Raw genomic sequence first — 18,562 nt, forward strand, 5'->3', positions numbered from 1 at the left:
CTCCGGGTCCATAGGTTTCCAGAGCGCGCAGGTGGGGCGCCGGGGCGGATTCTGTCGAGCGGGGCGCGGGAGAATGCCATGCAGGATGGCGATGGGACGGGCAACAGGTCCATCGGCTGGCCGCCAGCGACGTCTCGACCCGACGGTGAGCTGAGTGGGATGTCCGGGGAGTCGGACCTGGACGATTCCTTCCTACAGGAAGTGGCCCATGTGCCGGTGCCCCTGCGCAGGCCGGCTCCCGGGGAGAGGCTGGGAGGCCAGGACGGCCGCCGGTTCACGCTCCTCGAGGAGCTGGGCGCGGGAGCCATGGGCTGGGTCTTGAGTGCCTGGGACGAGCAGCTGCGGCGGGAGGTGGCCCTCAAGTTCCTCGTGCCGCGTGAGGGGCTGGCAGGGCTGGCGCTGGCGGAGGCTCGGGCCATCGCCCGGCTTGATCACGAGAACATCATTCGCATCTTCGACGTCGCCGAATGGACTGGACGCCCGGAAGAGCAGCGCATTCCCTTCCTGGTGATGGAGCGCCTGGAGGGCGAGTCGCTCGCCCACCTCATGCAGCGGGAGAGGCCCGATCTTCGGCGCACGCTGGAGATCATGATGTCCGTGGCCGCGGGGTTGGCTCATGCCCACGAGCACCACATCGTCCACCGGGATCTCAAACCCAGCAACGTCTTCATCACTCGCAAGGGCGTGGTGAAGCTGCTCGATTTCGGGCTGGCGTACCTCTTGGACCCAAGCGTGGCCCTGGGCCCACGCCTGCCCATGGCGGGCACGCCGCCCTATATGGCTCCAGAGCAGTGGCGGGACGAGCCATTGGATGAGCGCACCGACATCTGGGCTGCGGGCGTGCTGTTGTACGAGATGCTGACCGGGGAGCTACCCTACGCGACCCTCAACCTGGAGGAGCTGCGGGCCCGGGTGCTGTCTCCCGAGCCTGTGCCTTTGTTGCGCGAGCGGCACCCGGAGCTGCCCTGGGAGCTGGAGTCGTTGCTGGCCGTGGCGTTGGCCAAGGAGCCCTCCCGTCGACTGCTCTCCGCGGCCGAGTTGCAGGACGAGCTGCGCGAGTTGGAGGAGCACTTGCGTCCAGAGCGCAAGCCGCCGCGCAACGTGGCGCCCCAGCGGAGGCAGGTGACGCTGGTGGCATGCAAGCTCCAGGGACTCGCCAGCCTCGCGGGGGAGATGGATGCCGAGGACTTCGGCGAATGGGAGGCGGCCTTTCATCGCGGCTTCTCCCAGGTCATCCAGCAGCAGGGGGGCTTCGTCACCCTGTGCATGGGCGATGAGGCATTGGCGAGCTTTGGTTATCCGGTGGCGCGCGAGGAGGACTCGGAGCGTGCTGTGCGCGCGGGCCTGATGCTGGTGCCCGCCATCCGCGAGGCACTCGGGCAACGACAGTCGTGGCAGGACCGTCCGGAGTTGAAGGTGCAGGTGGGCATCCACACCAGCATGGTGATGCTGGACGATCTGCCCCAGGAGTTGCGCGGGCGCACCCCCGGCATCCAGGGCGAGGCTCCGAAGGTGGCGGCCTGGCTTGCGCTCCAGGCCAGGCCCGATGAGGTGGTGCTCAGCCGCGAGACCCATGCCCTGGTGCAGCGGGCCTTCGAGACGGAGCCGCTCGAGCCCCGCCCCTACTCTGGCGCGCGCAGCCTCCGGATGTACCGCGTGGTGGGAGCGCGCCGGACGGTGTCCCGTTTTGATCGGACCCTGGCTGTGGGCGGAGGGCGAACCCCGCTGGTGGGGCGGAAGCGGGAGTTGGAGCGGCTGCTCTCGCTCTGGGAACAGGCACGGGCGGGGGAGGGCGGCTTCGTACTGCTCTCCGGCGAGGCGGGTATGGGCAAGTCCCGTCTCATCCAGGAGCTGAGAGAGCGCATCGGCCGAGGGCAAGCGCTGTCCCTGCGGCTGCAGTGCTGGTCCCAATTCTCCACCAGCGCCTTCCATCCCCTCATCGAGGCGTTGCAGCGGTTGTGGCTCTCTCCGGAGCATTCTCCGCGGGAGAACCTGCGCGTGATGGAGGAGTGGCTGGCCCCCTGGGCGCTGAGTCCCGTGCAGGTGCGCCTGCTGGGCTCGTTGCTGTCCCTGCCGGTGGAGGAGAACTCTCCGCCCCTGCGGCTCACGCCGGAGCGGCAGATGGAGGAGCTGTTGGCCGCACTGTGCACGCTGCTGCTGCGGGTGGCCGAGGTGCACCCGGTGCTCGTGGTGGTGGAGGATCTGCAATGGGCGGACCCCTCCACGCTGCGGATGCTGGGCTCGTTGATGGAGCCGCTGGAAAAGGCGCGCGTCCTCGGAGTCCTCAGCGCCCGCCCCGAGTTCCGCCCCCCCTGGCCCGAGCGGTCCGGCTTCCAACAGCTTTCGCTGGAGCGGATGCCAGCGGAGTGCACCGCGCGTCTGGCGAAGGAGGTGGCCCGGGGACGGGCGCTACCCGAGCCGGTGATGGAGCAGCTGGTGTCGCGCACGGACGGCATCCCCCTCTTCATCGAGGAGATGACGCGCATGCTGGTGGAGGACGGGGCCGCGGCGACCATTCCCGTCACCCTGCAGGAGTTGTTGCTGGCCCGGTTGGACATGCTCCCGCGCCGCCGGAAGGAGCTGGCCTGGTGGTGCGCCGTCCTGGGCCGCGGCTTCACGCGCGAGCTGCTCGCCACCGTGACGGGAATGAGCGAGGCCGCCATCCGCAGGGGCCTGGCCGGACTGGTGGCGGCGGGGTTGCTGGAGCGCTCCGAGGAGGCCTCCGGGCATGGCTACCATTTCCGGCACGCGCTCCTCCAGGAGGCGGCGTACCAGTCCCAGACCCGAGGAACCCGGCGCGAGCACCACCGGCGCATCGCGCTCACCCTGGTGGAGCACTTCCCCGGCTTGGTGGAGAACCGGCCCGAGTTGCTCGCCCACCATTACATGGAGGCAGGGGAGCTGAAGCCGGCCATCCAAGCCTGGAAGCAGGCGGGCCTTCGCGCCAGCCGTCGCTATGAGAACCAGGAGGCCGTGAGCCACCTCACCCAGGCGCTGAATCTGCTGCGCGGACTGCCAGACGCCGCGTCGCTCCTTCGCGAGGAGCTGGAGCTGCTCATCGCCCTGGGCCTCCCGTTGGTGCAGCTGCGGGGCTACCACTCGCCGGAGGTCACGCAGGTGTATGAGCGCGTGCGCGTGCTCTTGCGCGAAGTGGGAGAGGGCGTGTCCCAGCTCGAGCTGTCCTACTGGGGCGCCTACGCCTACTACTTCAGCCAGATGAAGTTCCAGGAGGCCCATGAGATCGCCGAGCTGCTGGTGGGCCTGGGCCAGCGCCTGTCCAACCGGGAGATGTTGATGCTGGGGCATCGGATGATGTCCATCGACTTCTTCACCTGGGGCGACATGCCCGCGGCCCTGGCCCACATCGAGCAGGCGTTGGCTCATTCCGAGGGGCTCTCACTCGCGCAACACCAGACACTCGCCGTGAGGCAGTGGATGAACCCTCGCGCCATGGCCTTGGCCTTCAGCTCTGTTGTCCACTCGGCGCTCGATGAGCTGGACAGGGCCCGGAACCATGCCTACGAGGCACTGGCGTTGGCCAGGGAGCTGGACCATCCCCACACGTATGCCGGAGTGCTCACCTACGCGGCCATTGGCGCGCAGATTCGCCGTGAGCCTCGGAGCACCCTGGAGTGGACCGGGCAGTGCATCACGCTCGCGGGTGAGCACCGCTTCCGGCTCTGGTTGTGGTGGTCCACGATATTGAAGAGCTGGGCCCTGGCCGAGCTGGGCCAGGCCGAGGAAGGGCTGGCGCTCATGCTCCGGGCCTTCGCGGAGTGGGAGCGCTCTGGCTTCGTGGCCGGTACCCTGCACAACTCCGGCATGCTCGCCGACATCTACCTGAAGCTGGGGCGGGCCGAGGAGGGGCTGGCCACCATCGAGCACGCGTTGGCGCCCGCGAAGCTCCAGACGGGAGAGCACGGCTTCGAGGCCTATGTGCACCTGGTCCGTGCGCAGCTCCTGGGGCTGCGGGGCCGGACGCGGGAAGCGCGGGAGGCGTTCCTCCGCGTCCTGGAGCTCGCTCGCGAGCAGGGCGCCCGCATCTACGCGCGGCGCGTCCTGACGGAGTGGGGAAGCTGGATTGAGAAGCCGAATGATGCCGCTCCTCTCTCCGCTTCCTGAGCATCCAGGCGAAGCGCCGTAGGGCTTCGAAAGGGCAGGTGCCCGGGTGTGTCACATCGCCAGTGAGCGCCTTCTACCCCTGGAACCCGCTGTGGCGCGGCCCAGGAGTGTGTTCATGTCCAGCAATGCCTTGACTGTTGTCACCCCCATTCAGCCCGACAAGGTGAAGGAGCTCGACGCCCTACTCAGTGAGATTGGCGAGGACATTGACAACAAGATGGGGCGTCACATTGCCTTTGCTCAGCTCAGCACGGTGCATTTCCTGCGCTGGGTCATCCTGCCCGAGGACAAAGAAGGAGAGCGCCATTACCTTCCGCAGCTCGCCTTCGAGAGCAATTACGACGGGCCGCTCGATGCGCACCTGGAGGAGCTCATCCGGGTGGGGGGGCCGGTGCTGGCGCGCATCTACAGCTACTGCGCGGGCTGTCCCGCGGATGTGGCGGGCAACGTCGAGTCCTTCAAGCGCTTCCTGCGGCGCTACCAGCTCCCCAGCGCCGCCTTCTATCGGGGCTACCCGAACCACAGCGTCGAGAACGTCCTGGAGAACGCCCAGGCGCGGCGGGCCATCCATGACTTTCTCGACGACCCGAAGCACGCGGCCACCCTCCGCGATCTGCAGCCGGAGCAGTTGTGCCAGGAGATACAGAAGTACCTGGCCACCGTGCCCGGGCTGAAGCTGGAGCGCGACCCCGCCCCCAGGCCGGGGCTGTTGGCCCGTTTCGTCGGGCACCTCATGGACTCGCGCCCCGTGCAGTTGGCCGTGGGCGTTCCCGTGGGCCTGCTGCTGTTGCCCGTGCTCGTGCCGGCGACCCTGCTGCTGCTCTGGAAGGAATCCCGAGACGAGGCGGAGCCCAAGACGGAGGACGTGGTGGACCCGCGCATGGCGGGGCAGGAGGACTACAAGGTCCAGAACCAGCTCACCCACCTGGTGGAGGTGCGCCCGGGCTGGTTCCGCCAGCTCACGCTGCGCACGGTGCTGGGGGGAATCAATTTCCTGGCACGCCACTACTACAACCGCGGGCACCTGGGAGGCATCCCCAGCATTCACTTCGCGCGCTGGGTCATCATCGACGGAGGCCGGCGCCTGCTCTTCTTCAGCAACTATGACGGGAGCTGGGAGGGCTACCTGGGTGACTTCATCGACCGGGCGGCCGTGGGGCTCACCGGCGTGTGGAGCAACACGCGCGGCTTTCCGAAGACCCGGCTGCTCTTCGGCGAGGGCGCGACCCACGAGGAAGAATTCAAGCAGTGGACGCGCGACCACCAGCTCTTTACCCAGGTCTGGTACAGCGCCCACCCCGACGAGAGCGTCCGCAACATCCTGCAGAACGTGTCGGTGTGCGCGCAGCTGAAGGCCCAGTTCAAATCCCAGGAGGCGGAGCAATGGCTGCTCAAACTGTAACGTCCGAGTCTCGCACCGCGGCGGTTCCGGGCGAGGCACTCGAGTTCGAAGACATTCAAGGGCTCGTCTTCTTCGGACACGGGCACCTGAAGTACTCGCGGTATGTGTTCCTCCGGGTGAAGGACGGCGCGCGCGCGCGAGCGTGGCTGCGCACGCTGGTGGAGCGCGAGGAGGTCACCACCGCGAGCGGCAAGCAGCATCCCGGGCTCTCGGAGGCCAAGGGCGAGCACGCGCTCCAGGTGGCCTTCACCGCCTCGGGACTGGAGCACCTGGGCGTGTCCTCGGAGGTGATGACCACCTTCCTGCAGGAGTTCCGCGAGGGAATGAGGGACCGGCGCCGTGCGCGCATCCTGGGTGACACGGGCGGGAGCGCACCGGAGAAGTGGCAGTTCGGCGGCTCGGACGCGACGGCGCCCCACGTGGTGCTGGTGCTGTTCGGCCGGGACGATGCGGACCTGGATGTCTTCCATGCCTCGCACCGCGAGCGCTACCAGGACGCTCTGGAGGAGGTGTTCATCCAAGACGCCGACATGCGCCAGGGAGACACGGAGCCGTTCGGCTTCCGGGATGGCATCTCGTTCCCCTACATCAAGGGAGTGCCCACCACGCGCACGCCGGAGGCGCTGGGGCTGCCCGTCAACGCGGGCGAGTTCATCCTTGGCTACCACAACGCGTATGGCCAGTACCCCTTCTCGCCGTTGGTGCCGCGCAGCCAGGATCCTCGAGACCTGCTGCCCGAGGTACCTCGGTCGCAGCGGGTACCCGGAGAGCCCAGGCCCAAGGACCTTGGACGCAACGGCACCTACCTGGTCATCCGCAAGTTGCGCCAGGACGTGAAGGGCTTCTGGAAGTTCGTCGAGGAGAACAGCCGTGTCCCGGGCAAGAGCGCGGAGGAGAACGAGGCGAACAAGGAGTTGTTGGCCGCGAAGCTGATGGGCCGGTGGAAGAGTGGCGCGCCCCTGGCGCTGTGCCCTCTGAAGGACGACCCCAAGCTGGGCGAGGACGCCACGGGCAACAACCACTTCCAATTCGGGGATGACCCGCACGGGATGAAGTGTCCCCTCAGCTCGCACGTGCGTCGCGCCAATCCCCGGGACACACTGGTCGAGGATCCCCAGGAGTCCACCCGGCTGACGGCCCGCCACCTCATCATCCGCCGAGGCCGGCCCTATCGCGACACGCTGCCCCAGGGAGAAGAGGAGCAGGGGCTGATGTTCGTGGCGCTCAACACCAACATCGGTCGCCAGTTCGAGTTCATCCAACAGACGTGGATGAACAACCCCAAGTTCAACGACCTGTACGACAGCAAGGACCCCATCGCCGGAGACAACTACGACCCCGAGTACCCGGAGGATGACCCGAAGGACTACACCGCCGTGGTTCCCGGCGTCCCGATGCGCCAGCGCATCAGCGGCCTCCCGCGCTTCGTGCACATGAGGGGCGGAGACTACTTCTTCCTGCCCGGCATCAAGGCGCTGCGGTACCTGGGCTCGGAGCGCGCGCGGTAACTGCCTGCAGCAAGTTTCTTATGGCTCCATTCACACGGAGCCCACACCCGTGAGCGTGAGCGTCTCTCGCGGCGGGCTTGGAGGGCTGGACGGGCGCGTATGGCTGGCCAGGGGTGGAGACAGCAGTCACCAGTGATGACTCGCATCGCTTGGGGGACTGGTGACTGGTGTCACCACCCTGGCCCCGGGGAAGGGTGGTGCCCAGAGGGAGCTGGCTCTCCGGAGTGCTGGCACAGCGGGTGCATTGTGCCGTCCGCGTCACCCGGGCAAGCCCGAGGAAGCCTTATCATGCGCACTCTCAAACGCACCCAGAGCCAGGTCTTTGGTGACCGTCCTCTGACCCGCCTGCAACGCAGGAACGACCCCAGTCTCACGCTCACTCCACCTCTGGAGGCCCCTTCCCGCAAGAGGCAGGCCACCGTCGGTCCCACGGGGGAGCCGCATCCCGCGGCCGTCACGAACCCGCGCACGCAGGACTCCTTCTCCGGGGCTCCGACGAGCCAGGTCCGACACACTTCTCCTTCGACGGAGCTGGACCGTGCGAACGCGGACGCCCAGCGACTCCTGCAGAAGAGCCCACTGTATCGGCAGTTGGAGCAGGAGGCGGGCCCGATCAAGTTCGTCACTGCTCCGGAGAGCCAGCAACAGAAGGGAATGTTCTATCCGAAGTCGACCGGGAACGAGATCGGCCTCCACGCCAATCTGAACCCGCACGAGCGCGCCAGCATCATGGCGTTCGAGATGACGAATGCCGCCAACAGGACCCGCGTGAAGGACACGCAGACCAAGGCCCTGTTTCAGCACTACGGCGACGTGATGAGGGGCAACAGGCCCGACGCCACCGTCAACCACGCTCGGCGCGAGCAGTACGCCAAGAACATGGAGCAGATCGAGTTCGACGGCACCAAGCGGCACTACGACATGATGCAGGACGGCATCAAGAACCATGGATGGGACCCATCCATGTTGAGATTCAAGAACTTCCACGAGGGGCCGAACGCGGGCTTCGACCGTTACTGGGAAGTCCAGAACAGGTCCAAGGACGGCGGTCCGAGCCATTCCGATTTTCACCGCGGCAATTACGATAAGACCATTGCCATCGCGGAGAAGATGGCGAACGACAACAAGCTCAAGCTGCCTCAGAGCCAGGCTGGTGCGTCGAGTTCGACTGGCACAGCGGCCTCATAATCCGATACGCATGGGAGACTCTCCTTTCCTGCTATGCTTATGCTCGGAGCATGAGCCAGAACATCTACGATGAGCCGACCTTCTTCGAGGGTTACAGTCAGCTCGCACGCTCCTTGAAGGGTCTCGCTGGCGCCCCGGAGTGGCCGTCGCTCCGTGCGCTCCTCCCCGACGTCAAAGGCCTTCGGATCGTCGACCTCGGGTGCGGTTTCGGCTGGTTCTGCCGCTGGGCTCGGGAGAACGGCGCTGCTCAGGTGCTCGGACTGGACCTGTCCGCGAAGATGCTCACTCGCGCGAAGGCCGAAACCTCGGACGACGCGATCACCTATCAACGGACCGACCTGGAGCGCCTGGAGCTTCCGGACGGGGCCTTTGACCTCGCCTTCAGCTCGCTCGCTCTCCACTATGTCGAGGAGCTGGACCGGCTCCTCGCGACTGTTCACCGGGGGCTGACGCCAGGCGGATGGTTTGTCTTCTCCATCGAGCATCCCATCTTCATGGCGTCGCGCCAGCCTGGTTGGATGACCGACTCAGAGGGGCGCAGAACATGGCCGGTCGATAGCTATCAGTTGGAAGGGAAGCGCACGACGCATTGGTTGGCGGATGGGGTGGTCAAGTACCACCGGACGCTCGGAACCACGCTGAACGCGCTCCTCAGGCAGGGCTTTACCCTGCGGCACGTCGAGGAGTGGGGGCCGACCGACGCTCAGCTCGCAGCGCACCCCGAACTGGCCGAGGAGCGGGACCGCCCCATGTTCCTGCTGGTCTCCGCGCAGCGATAGACGCACGCACGGAGGAGCTCGGTCAGGAGAAGCAGCTAGCGGGTCGTCTGCTTGAACGTCTGGATGACGTCGTTGATGCGCCGTCCACTCGGATCCTCCTTGCGGGGATCCGCCACGACCAGCAGCACCTTCCCGGAGACGACAGACGAGCCGACAGCGCTGCCCACCAGCTCCCAGCCCGCATCCTCCGCCTTGCGGGCCTGCTCAGCGCCCTCGAAGTCGCACACCGTGGCGTCCAGACCGGCCACCTTGCCCGCGACGCACTTGCCCCCAGGCAGCTTCTCGCCCACGTCCTTGAACTCGCCAGGCGTGTGGCCCGCCTTCTTCCACGCGTCGATGACATCCTTGCTGCCGTTGCTGCATGCCGCCAGCAGCAGCAATCCCAGGCACGAGAGCTTGTGTCGCATGCTCAATCCCTGTCCTTGAACTTCTTGTGCTTGTGCTTCTTGTGCTTGTGGTGGTGGTGCCTGTCTCTATCGGGCTCGTCCACGATGATGACCTCGTGGCGGACCGGTGCCGGGTTCACATTCACCTCAACGCCCACGGCTGGCACGTTCACGTTCACCTGGACCACCGGGCCGTGATACCCGCGGGGCGGCGGCCTCACCACCACCGGGCGCGTGTAGCGCCACGGCCGATAGATGACGTTGATCTGCACCAGCTTCGGCCTGTCGCGCGTGTACGCCTCCGGGTACTCGTCCGTGTAGTAGTACACGTCCTCCTGTTCCTCGAAGTCGTGGCGCGGAGGTGGCGGGTAGTAATGCGAGTGCGGCCCGTCGTGGTAGCAGTACTCCACGTCGTCCTCGTCGCTGTCCTCCCCGAGGATGACGTTGATGACCACCGGATGGTGCCCGTAATACGAGTGGCGCGGTCCCTCGTACCCGAAGGGCCCCGGGTCACCGATGAAGACGTACACATCTCCGTGCAGCCGGTAGAGCACCTGCGCATGCACTGGTGTCGCGGCATGTACGTGCACCGCCTGGATGTGGCAGAGCCCGCCATCTGGATGGCCGGTGCGCGGGTGGAGTCCCGCGTACTTCACCGGCTTGGCCTCGCTCACTCCCGCACCGGCGAGCGCCAGCAGCAGCGCCCAGCCCATCAAGTTCATCCGTCCCATCTCGACCTCCGTGGGGCGCGCAGAGTACGACGCGTGGCGTGAAGGAGAAGAGACGCCCGGTGGTTTCTGGCTCCTCGGGTTGCAGCGCCACTGTATGTATGCCCGCCCGGTTGTACGGCATGCGCGGAAGCGGACACTTTGACGGTGTTCACACCGCGCCCGCCTCGCTCCAGGATGTGACCCGCGCCGAGCCTCCTCGCTCACGCGCGTTTCGATGGATCTCCTCGTCTCGCACACCTGGCTGCGTGGTCTCCTGCTCAGGCTCCTCGGGCTCATCACCGGGTTGGGCCTGCTCGTGGAGCTCGTGTACGCCCGCTGGCGTCCGTCGGGCTTGGGGCCGGTGCTCGGTTTCCTGTCGCTCAGCTATGAGCAGAACCTGCCCACCTGGTACGCCTCGGGGCTGCTGCTTTGCTGCGCACTGGTGCTCGCGGCCATCGCGCGTGAAGCGGCGCTCTCCGGTGCCTCCCATCTCCGCCATTGGTGGGGGCTTGCCGCGACGTTCCTCTATCTGTCGCTCGACGAGGCGGTCGGCCTGCACGAGCACCTCGGCGGAGGATTGGAGCTCCCGGGCGTGCTGTACTTCAGCTGGGTCGTGCCAGCGGCGGTGGCCGTCGGGGTGTTCGGGCTGCTCTACCTGCCTTTCCTCGCGCACCTGTCCGTGAGAGCTCGCTGGCAGTTCCTCGCCGCTGGGGTCATCTACGTGACCGGTGCTCTCGGTATGGAGTTGCCGCTGGGCTACTGGACGGAGCGGCATGGCAACGACAACCTCGTTTATGCGCTCATCGACCTCGTCGAGGAGTCGCTCGAGCTGCTGGGGGTGAGCCTCTTCCTCGTGGCGCTGGTGGAGTACCTGGGGGCGAGGGTGCGCGTCACGCTCGTATCGCCCGAGCGCCAGGAGTCGTCTGGGTCATGAGCGCTTCCGTGGACAAGCCGTCGCCGTACATCGTGGGGCCGGTCTACGACTGGGCCTTCTTCCTTTTGCCCCCGCTCCTGGCACTCGCACTGGGGGTGGCTATCTCGGGCACCGCGTTCAGCGGGGAGTCGCTCGTGCTCTGGGGCCGCGAGACGACGCGCGCCGGGCTGCTCGTGGGCGCCCTCATCCATGCGCACCTGGTGGCCGTCTTCTTCCGGAGTCATGGCAACCCGGCCATCTTCCGGCGCTTCCCCCTGCGCTTCCTGCTGGTGCCGGTGCTGGCCTGGGCTCTCATCCGGGGCTCCCACACGGTGGCGGCCGCGGCCACCGTGCTCGCCACCTTCTGGGACGTGTGGCACTCGGGGCTCCAGACGTTCGGCTTCGCGCGCATCTACGACCGCAACGGCGGCAACCCGCCCGCCTTGGCCCGGCGGCTGGACTTCTGGCTCAACCACCTGTTCTACGCCGGGCCCATCCTCGCCGGGGCCACCATGCTGGACCACTTCCGCAGCTTCGATGCGCTCGGGGATGTGGGCCTGGCCTTCTTCACCACCGTCCCGGCCTTCATGTCCGCCACCCACCGTGCGTGGACGCTGGGAGTCGTCACCGTCGGGGGCGCCTTCCTGGTCTTCTACCTGCTCGCCCACTGGCACCTGTACCGGCAGGGCTATCGGCTGTCGTTCCTGAAGGTCTTCCTGCTCGTCACCACGGGGGCCTGCTCCATCTACTGCTGGGGCTTCGACAGCTGGGGCGAGGCCTTCTTCATCATGAATCTCCTCCACGCCGTGCAGTACCTGGCCCTGGTGTGGGCCACCGAGCAGGAGCGCATCCAGGAGCGGTTGCGGCTCGGCCGGTGGCGGGCCGGCAGGTTCGTGGCGGCGGCCGTCTTCCTGGGCTCGGTGCTCGTCTACGGCGTGGGCGCGGAGCTGCTGGACCCGGAGCTGGAGAGCCTGTGGGCGGTGACCCTCGTCGTGTCGCTCATGCACTTCTGGTACGACGGCTTCGTCTGGTCCGTGAGCCGTGAGCAGGTGTGAGCGTCAGCGTTGCGCTTTCACCCTGGAAGCAGCGGGCGATGGGGCTTCACGCCTTCCGGTGCCGCGCGCGCAGCTGGGCGATGACCTCGCGGGCCTGCTCGAACGTGGAGACGAAATGAAGCCTCTCCACCGTGCTCTTATCGCCGTGGCCCGTGATCTGGGCGGCAAGTGAGATGCCCTTGGCCAACGCCCGGTGCAGCAGCCGCGCGCCGATATAGATGGTGCCCAGCGACCACTCCGAGGGAACCTTCTCGCTGAAGTAACGCCCGGCCTCCGGGTCGAGGCGGCCCGCGTCCTTCATCACCGACACGATGATGAGGGGGTGTACCTCACGCATCTCCTGGAAGATGCCCACGATGCGGGCCGCGTGCTCCAGGGTGAGAGGGCCATGGTACGTCGCCCAGACGACGTTCGGCGGCTCGAAACGGAAGATATGGTCTCCCACCATCCACTCACGTGGGCCTTGAGTCATGCGTCCTCTCCGCTTCTCCGCGAGCGGCACGTCGACTCCGAAGCGTATACCCTCCTTTTCGCGCTCCCCACCCGGTCGAAGACAGCCCCCAGAGGATGACTCTCGGAAGGATGCTCCTGGAGGAATTCTGGTACGAGGCTTCGTCTGCTCCGTGAGCCGCGAGCAGGTGTGAGCGTCAGCGCCGCGCCTTCACCCTCGGCAGCAGTCTGGCCGCACGGCTTTGGACGTTGGCGTACGGGTCCGAGCGCGCCGCCTCCTCGAGGAAGGGGACCGCGGGGGCTCCCACCTCTCGGACGAGGAAGTCGGAGCACTTCGTGTGGAAGCGATCGCTCACCAGGCAGCGGATGACATTGCGGATGAGCTTCGCATCCGTGCGATAGGCGGGGTTGTTGCGCAGGGCCGCACTGTAGGAGGCGAGGCCGTCCACCCAGCGGAGGTTGTCGAAGTTGACGTGTCCCTCCAGATAGGGGGCGTAGGCGCTCTGGGGGTATTGCGCGCGCAGACTGGCGAGCGCTCGGAGCGCCTGATCTCTCCGCCGCTCTCCCTCCTTCACCCAGCGTTCGATCTGCTCGATGTTGGGAAGGTCCTCTGGCGGAACGGTCTCCTCCTGCGCGGAGGTGGCTGGCTTCTCGCTGGGGGCGGGCTGCTGCTTCGGGGCGGGGGAGCTCTTCGCGACAGAGGAGGGCGCGCTCGTGGCGGGCTGGGTCTGCTGCGCATCGGGCCAGAGGAGCGCCGCGCCGAGGCCCACCAGGAGCACTCCCGCGGCTCCCACGGCCAGCATCGGGCGCTTGTCCCGGGGCGGCACCAGCGTCCGCGAGTCAGACGCTGTCTTCTGGGGACGGCTGGGGACGGTGGCCTCGTTGGCGGAGGATGAGGTGGCTGGGGGCGACTGCACCGCGTGTGACCCGGAGGGGGCGCTCATGTCCGGGAGTGCCTCCAGCGTGGCGGCGAAGTCCGTGGCCGACTGGAAGCGGTCCACGGGTTGTTTCGCCATCGCCTTGCGGACCGCCGCCTCCAACTGCTGGGAGAATCCCGCCTCGGGGCGGATGCTGGCCAGGGTGGGCAGTGGGGCCACCTGGTGCTGGCTCATCACCTCGGCCGCCCGCTCGCCGTTGAAGGGCTTTGCGCCGGTGAGCAGCTCGAAGAGGAGCACGCCGACGGAGTAGACGTCCGTCCGGGCGTCGATTTCCCCGGCGCGGATCTGCTCCGGGGCCATGTAGCTGGGCGTGCCCACGGCCAGGCCCGTGGTCAGGCCCGAGACCGTGTCGCGCAGCTTGGCCAGCCCGAAGTCCAGGATGCGGACCTGATCGCCCAGCCCGATGGCCTCCGTCAGCAGGATGTTCTCGGGCTTGATGTCCCGGTGGACGATGCCCTGGGCATGTGCGTGGGCCAGTCCCGCCAGCACCTGGCGCACGATGCCCAGCGCGCGCTTCACGGGAAGGGGCCCACCTTCGCGCAGCAGTGTGCGCAGGGTCTGTCCCGTGACGAAGTCCATCACCATGAAGGGGGCGCCCTCATGCACGCCATGGTCGATGACCGAGACGCAGCACGGGTGGGACAGCCGGCTCATTGCCTGCGCTTCAATCTGGAAGCGTCGCTGGAAGCTCTCGTCCGCCGCCATCCACGAATGGAGGAACTTGATGGCTACGGCTCGGCCCAGCTCCAGTCGTTCGCCGCGGTACACCACGCCCATGCCACCGGCGGCGAGCCGCTGGAGAATCCGGTAGCGCTCCTGCAAGACAATGCCGATCCGGGGATCGGTGACGGCGGTCGGTTCCATGGAAGGAGGGGGAGATTATCAGCAGCACTCCCTTGATGGGTGACACTGGGAGTGCGCTGCATGCTACCGGCCGATCTTCACTTCCTTGGCGTGGATTTCGTCCGCTTCGATCCAATCGGTTTTGATCTCCTTGGCGTAGATGATCTCCGCGGAGACCTCTGGGGCATGCACTTCACCACCGCCCCATCCTCCCTTGCCGCCCTTGTTGCCCTTGCCTCCCTCGCCGGTGTAGGTGCGGCCCACCCGGCCCCCTCGCGCCTTCACCTCCTTGGCGTAGATGATCCTCGCGTAGACACGCTCGGCCTTGATCTCCTTGGCGCGCAGCACGTCCTGGGGTGGCGGTGGCTGAGGGGCCGGAGACGGCTCGCCTGGAGGGGGCGGATAGGGCTCTCCCCGTGGCGGCCGTCTCGGCCAATCATCGTGCAGGTGGATGCGGCAGCCCGAGACCGCCAGCGCCAGTCCCAGCACCAGCATGGTCAGTGCTCGCATCACGGAATCCCCGTGTTGTCGACCAGCACCGCGTTGGAGCTGGGCACCGTGGCTTGACCCGCCGTGAAGCGGTTGCGCAGCAGCGACACGCCATTGCCGGAGATGGTGGCGCTCGCGATGTCCGAGAAGGATACCGAGAGGTTGTTGGCGTTGCTCGACAGCCGGCCGTTGATTTTCACGCCCCGCATCCGGTTGCTGCCCCCGAGCACTGTCACGTTGCCCTCGATGATGGAGAGCGGCCCTTCCTCCGGAGACCAGGCACCGAAGATGAGCACTCCCGCGTTGCGCAGCTCGAAGTTACCTGGGTAGGTGCCCGGGGCCAGCATGATGATGGTGTTGTCGCTGGCTGCCGCTTGGGCGATGTCGCCTCCTGGCTCCAACTCAACCACCGTGCCACCAATGGGGTAGCGCACCGGGGGGATGATCTGCTGCACCGTGCCGTCCCGGTACGCCACCACCACGTCATAGAGCTCCTTCTCCTGGAACACCTGGAAGGAGTACGTGCCGGGGTCGAAGTCCAGCTCCACGGTCCCCGTCGGCAGCTCCTCCACCAGCGCCAGGCCCGTTGAATCCGTCTGCACTGGGTCGAGGTCCGCTGCCTTGAAGCGCACGCCCGAGCGATCCGGGCCTACCGCCACCGTCGTGGTGGAGCCCTGGTTGATGACCGGGTTGACCACCACTACCGCGCTCGTCACCTCTCCGAAGCGACCCGTCACAGGAGTCGGGTCACTCCCACATCCCGCCAACAACAGCACCGTCAGTACGTCCAAGACCCTTTTCATATGGACCTCCCGCTCATGGACTTGCCCCTCGGGTAGACGGCCACGGCTTCAGGTCGAAGTGTTGAAAGGTGAGCAGCTGGCTGCTCGCCCATGACGGCGAAGCGGGCGAGGTGCGCATGCTGGAGGACGGGCGCGCCGAGGCCACCTGCCGCAGCCGCTGGAAGCGTGTGGAGCGCACCCTGGCCGAAGCGGGGCGGATGTTCCCCATCCTCACCACACTGCTCCGCACGTCGGTGGGCGGGACGCTGTCCGTGGGCGGCTATGGCGTGCGCTCCTTCGTGGACGGGGCGCAGGTGGATCAGGTGGAGCGGGCTCGGCTCATTCTCCCGGATGGGCAGGCGGTGTGGTGTTCGCGCGAGGAGAACTCGGAGCTGTTCCGCTTCGCCCTCGCGGGCTTCGGTCAGATAGGCGTCCTGGAGCGCGTGGTGCTGCGGACCGTTCCGACTCGAAGCTCGGGCCATCTCGCTCGCCGCGGGCCAGCCGCTCGAAGCCCTCGCGGTGCAGGAGCGGGGCGAGGGGAGGGCCGGTGACGAAGGCCACCGTGTGCCCGCGCTCACGCAGCGCGCGAGCGATGACGAGGGCCGCGTGGATGTCTCCCACCCGGTCCATGCAACAGAAGAGGTAACGCAAGGGCACCTCCGGGTGGACTCACGAGGCGGCGACGCGAGATGGACGCTGGCGTTGGAAGCCGAGCTCCTCCAACAGGTCCGCGGCGCGCGCGGGCCCGTCCACCCGGGCCAGGGCCTCCCGGAGCCGCTGGGCATTCCCGGTGAGCCCAGGCGTCGCGAGCAACTCCTCCACGGCCGCGCGGATGGCCTGGGGCGTGAGATCGTTGTCGGTGCGGCGCAGGAGGTTGAGCGCGGCACCGGCGCGCCGACAGGGTCAGGGCAGCTCGACCACTGCGCCAGGCACGTAGTCCTCGAAGACGATCAGGTTGACGTGAGTCCTCTCCCCGATGAGGGCCAAGAGCGCGCGAACGGATTCCCAAGGGAGCCCGCCGAGACCCGCGCCAATCCGAGGAAGGCCAATCTTGTCGAGGCCTCTGGCCTCAGCCTCCTGGACCATCAGGGTGACAGCGCTCTCGATGGCCTGCAACTCAGCCTTCGTCCTCCATGTCTTCTGAGTGCCGAGGTTGAAGACCGTCACGCCCTCCTCGGTCCAGGTGAACACCTCTCCGAGTTTGAAGCGGCCATCGGCGCAGCGCTGCTTGTACTCCGCGTACATCCGCGGGAACCGCGCTCGAAACTCCACGGCGATGCCCTTTCCCATCGCGCCCGCGCAGTTGCAGCCGTGGGCAAGAGCGTTCAGCCCTTCCTGTCGAAGGAGATCTCCCCGTACGAAGATGGTGGGCATCGTTTCAGTTCCCCCTGCCAGACATGCTCGAGCTCATCCCCTTCGATTTCATGCGGCATGTACTCATACACGCTCCAGGAAAGCACGTCAGTCGCGGAAGATGTCAGAGCCTGGATCAATACTCCGCGTGCGGATCGGGAGGGGGTCTCTTTGTGAGCGGCCCGGTCCGTCTTGCGTCAACGGGAGCGCTGCTCCCTCAATCTCTACAGGGGGAAGTCTATGAGGCTGTCTTCGTGGAGTCGTCCGTCGCACGTTGTGTGGGGGCTCGGGCTCGCGGCCCTTGGGTTCGTGGGGTGCGGCACGGTCGAGACTCCGGAGGCGGAGGAGTCCGCCGGCGCGCGTCCGGCGGTGCTGTCGTACGAGGAGTTCCGCGCGAGCGTCTACCAGGAGCCCGACACGGGCGTGTTCATCGTCGAGGGCGACACGCTGGTGGAGGACGAGGCCGGCCTGCGCCAGGTCTACCGGGACTACCTCGAGGACCAGCAGCGCCTGAGCGCGGATGGGCTGGGGACGAGGCGCGACCCGCTCATCGTCAACACCGTGGGCGGAGCGGATGACCGGTGGGCCTACACCCGCCAGCGCAGCATCCCCTACTGTGTGAGTACGGCCTTTGGGGCCAACTACAACGCGGTGGTCAACGCCATGCACCAGGCGGCGGGCGCGTGGCACCAGGTCAACGTGTTCTTCCAGCACCGCAGTGACCAGGATGGTAACTGCAACGCGAGCAACAACAACGTCATCTTCGACGTGAGACCCGTGAGCGGCCAGTCGTACCTGGCGCGCGCGTTCTTCCCGAGCACCACCCGAGTCAACCGCAACGTCCTCATCGACGCGTCGTCGTTCGGCAACATCGCGCCGTACACGCTGCTGGGCATCCTGCGCCACGAGCTGGGCCACACCCTCGGCTTCCGGCACGAGCACACCCGTCCCGAGGCGCGCTCGTGCTTCGAGGACAACAACTGGCGCGCGCTCACGGGCTACGACGCGGCCTCGGTGATGCACTACCCGCAGTGCAACGGCGCCAACCGTGGGGACCTGAACCTCACGGCCACGGACATCAGTGGTGCGCACTCGCTCTACGGGCCGCTGGGTGAGCCCGGCCTGGATACTGTCTTCTACGTCCACAGCTACGGAGACCTGCGCGCCGCCTTCGGCAACAACTGGGCCGCCGCCCGCGACCACTGGTACGGCACCGGTATCAACGAGGGGCGCCGTGGCTCGGTCCACTTCGACGCGGCCTACTATCTGTCCATCCATCCGGACCTGATCGCGGCGTTCGGTGCGAACAACTACGCGGCCGCGCTCAACCACTGGATCGGCGCCGGCATCAACGAGGGGCGTCGTGGCTCGCTCGAGTTCGACGTGCAGTACTACCTCAATGCCAACGCGGACCTGAAGGCGGCCTTCGGCAACAACTACGCGGCCGCGCTCAACCACTGGATCACCCAGGGGCTCTACGAGGGCCGTCGCGCGTCGGCGGACTTCGACGTGGGCTACTACCTGGCCAACAACGCGGACCTGCAGGCCGCGTTCGGCGCCACCAACTACCCGGCGGCGCTGGACCATTGGATCCTCGCGGGCCGGGCCGAGGGGCGTCGAGGCGCGCCCTGAGCCGCGCTATGT

17 protein-coding genes are annotated in these 18,562 nt (G+C 67.1%); 9 read left to right on the top strand and 8 right to left on the bottom strand.

Annotated elements, in window-relative coordinates; genetic code table 11:
* The first annotated feature begins 78 nt into the window (after nucleotides 1-78).
* The 5 genes from F0U60_RS24425 (at nucleotide 79) to F0U60_RS24445 (ending at nucleotide 8,999) form a co-directional block, all read left to right on the top strand.
* Nucleotides 79-4,122 carry a protein kinase gene (locus tag F0U60_RS24425; RefSeq protein ID WP_395823825.1) on the top strand — a complete coding sequence of 1,348 codons (4,044 nt, stop codon included), beginning with the start codon at nucleotides 79-81 and terminating at the stop codon, nucleotides 4,120-4,122.
* A gap of 115 nt (nucleotides 4,123-4,237) precedes the next feature.
* Nucleotides 4,238-5,524 carry a hypothetical protein gene (locus tag F0U60_RS24430; RefSeq protein ID WP_395823827.1) on the top strand — a complete coding sequence of 429 codons (1,287 nt, stop codon included), beginning with the start codon at nucleotides 4,238-4,240 and terminating at the stop codon, nucleotides 5,522-5,524.
* Nucleotides 5,506-7,032 (top strand): Dyp-type peroxidase, encoded by a 1,527-nt coding sequence (locus F0U60_RS24435; protein WP_395823829.1) that lies wholly within the window; start codon nucleotides 5,506-5,508, stop codon nucleotides 7,030-7,032. Before F0U60_RS24430 ends, F0U60_RS24435 begins: the two co-directional genes overlap by 19 nt.
* Before the next feature lie 288 nt (nucleotides 7,033-7,320).
* Nucleotides 7,321-8,220: a hypothetical protein gene (locus tag F0U60_RS24440; RefSeq protein WP_395823831.1), complete on the top strand. Its 900-nt coding sequence runs from the start codon at nucleotides 7,321-7,323 to the stop codon at nucleotides 8,218-8,220.
* A gap of 50 nt (nucleotides 8,221-8,270) precedes the next feature.
* Entirely contained in the window at nucleotides 8,271-8,999 is a 729-nt protein-coding gene (locus tag F0U60_RS24445; protein ID WP_395823833.1) for a class I SAM-dependent methyltransferase, read from the top strand.
* A 35-nt stretch (nucleotides 9,000-9,034) separates the two neighbouring features.
* Here F0U60_RS24445 and F0U60_RS24450 read toward each other — a convergent pair whose 3' ends face one another.
* Both F0U60_RS24450 and F0U60_RS24455 read right to left on the bottom strand, forming a co-directional pair.
* Nucleotides 9,035-9,406, bottom strand: a complete 372-nt coding sequence (locus F0U60_RS24450; RefSeq protein ID WP_395823835.1) for a hypothetical protein — start codon at nucleotides 9,404-9,406, stop codon at nucleotides 9,035-9,037.
* A 2-nt stretch (nucleotides 9,407-9,408) separates the two neighbouring features.
* On the bottom strand, nucleotides 9,409-10,116 hold the full coding sequence (locus F0U60_RS24455; RefSeq protein ID WP_395823837.1) for a hypothetical protein: 708 nt from the start codon (nucleotides 10,114-10,116) through the stop codon (nucleotides 9,409-9,411).
* Nucleotides 10,117-10,330: 214 nt separating this feature from the next.
* Here F0U60_RS24455 and F0U60_RS24460 point away from each other — a divergent pair, with 214 nt between their 5' ends.
* Both F0U60_RS24460 and F0U60_RS24465 read left to right on the top strand, forming a co-directional pair.
* A complete protein-coding gene (locus tag F0U60_RS24460; protein WP_395823839.1) occupies nucleotides 10,331-11,029 on the top strand; it encodes a hypothetical protein in 699 nt (232 codons plus the stop codon).
* Nucleotides 11,026-12,063: a hypothetical protein gene (locus tag F0U60_RS24465; RefSeq protein WP_395823841.1), complete on the top strand. Its 1,038-nt coding sequence runs from the start codon at nucleotides 11,026-11,028 to the stop codon at nucleotides 12,061-12,063. The genes F0U60_RS24460 and F0U60_RS24465 overlap by 4 nt, the downstream gene beginning before the upstream one ends.
* A gap of 46 nt (nucleotides 12,064-12,109) precedes the next feature.
* On the opposite strand, the gene F0U60_RS24470 is transcribed toward F0U60_RS24465, so the two are convergent.
* The 4 genes from F0U60_RS24470 to F0U60_RS24485 all read right to left on the bottom strand — a co-directional run bounded on the left by F0U60_RS24470 (nucleotide 12,110) and on the right by F0U60_RS24485 (nucleotide 15,586).
* Nucleotides 12,110-12,535 carry a hypothetical protein gene (locus tag F0U60_RS24470; RefSeq protein ID WP_395823843.1) on the bottom strand — a complete coding sequence of 142 codons (426 nt, stop codon included), beginning with the start codon at nucleotides 12,533-12,535 and terminating at the stop codon, nucleotides 12,110-12,112.
* A 175-nt stretch (nucleotides 12,536-12,710) separates the two neighbouring features.
* On the bottom strand, nucleotides 12,711-14,315 hold the full coding sequence (locus tag F0U60_RS24475; RefSeq protein WP_395823845.1) for a protein kinase: 1,605 nt from the start codon (nucleotides 14,313-14,315) through the stop codon (nucleotides 12,711-12,713).
* 63 nt (nucleotides 14,316-14,378) lie between these two features.
* Entirely contained in the window at nucleotides 14,379-14,804 is a 426-nt protein-coding gene (locus F0U60_RS24480) for a hypothetical protein (protein WP_395823847.1), read from the bottom strand.
* Nucleotides 14,804-15,586, bottom strand: coding sequence for a hypothetical protein (locus F0U60_RS24485; RefSeq protein ID WP_395823849.1), 783 nt, complete (start codon nucleotides 15,584-15,586; stop codon nucleotides 14,804-14,806). The genes F0U60_RS24480 and F0U60_RS24485 overlap by 1 nt, the downstream gene beginning before the upstream one ends.
* 68 nt (nucleotides 15,587-15,654) lie before the next feature.
* On the opposite strand from F0U60_RS24485, the gene F0U60_RS24490 reads away from it, so the two are divergent.
* Nucleotides 15,655-16,116 carry an FAD-binding protein gene (locus tag F0U60_RS24490; protein ID WP_395823851.1) on the top strand — a complete coding sequence of 154 codons (462 nt, stop codon included), beginning with the start codon at nucleotides 15,655-15,657 and terminating at the stop codon, nucleotides 16,114-16,116.
* Between the two features lie 118 nt (nucleotides 16,117-16,234).
* Here the strand turns inward: F0U60_RS24490 and F0U60_RS24495 are convergent, their stop codons facing one another.
* Nucleotides 16,235-16,378 carry a hypothetical protein gene (locus F0U60_RS24495; RefSeq protein ID WP_395823853.1) on the bottom strand — a complete coding sequence of 48 codons (144 nt, stop codon included), beginning with the start codon at nucleotides 16,376-16,378 and terminating at the stop codon, nucleotides 16,235-16,237.
* A 90-nt stretch (nucleotides 16,379-16,468) separates the two neighbouring features.
* Complete coding sequence (locus F0U60_RS24500; protein WP_395823855.1) at nucleotides 16,469-16,939, bottom strand: macro domain-containing protein; 471 nt, start codon at nucleotides 16,937-16,939, stop codon at nucleotides 16,469-16,471.
* A gap of 219 nt (nucleotides 16,940-17,158) precedes the next feature.
* Between F0U60_RS24500 and F0U60_RS24505 the strand changes: the two genes are divergently transcribed.
* Nucleotides 17,159-18,550 (top strand): M57 family metalloprotease, encoded by a 1,392-nt coding sequence (locus F0U60_RS24505; protein WP_395823857.1) that lies wholly within the window; start codon nucleotides 17,159-17,161, stop codon nucleotides 18,548-18,550.
* The last annotated feature ends 12 nt before the right edge of the window (nucleotides 18,551-18,562 follow it).

It is taken from the genome of Archangium minus (genome assembly GCF_044360475.1).
Taxonomy (GTDB): Bacteria; Myxococcota; Myxococcia; order Myxococcales; family Myxococcaceae; genus Archangium; species Archangium minus.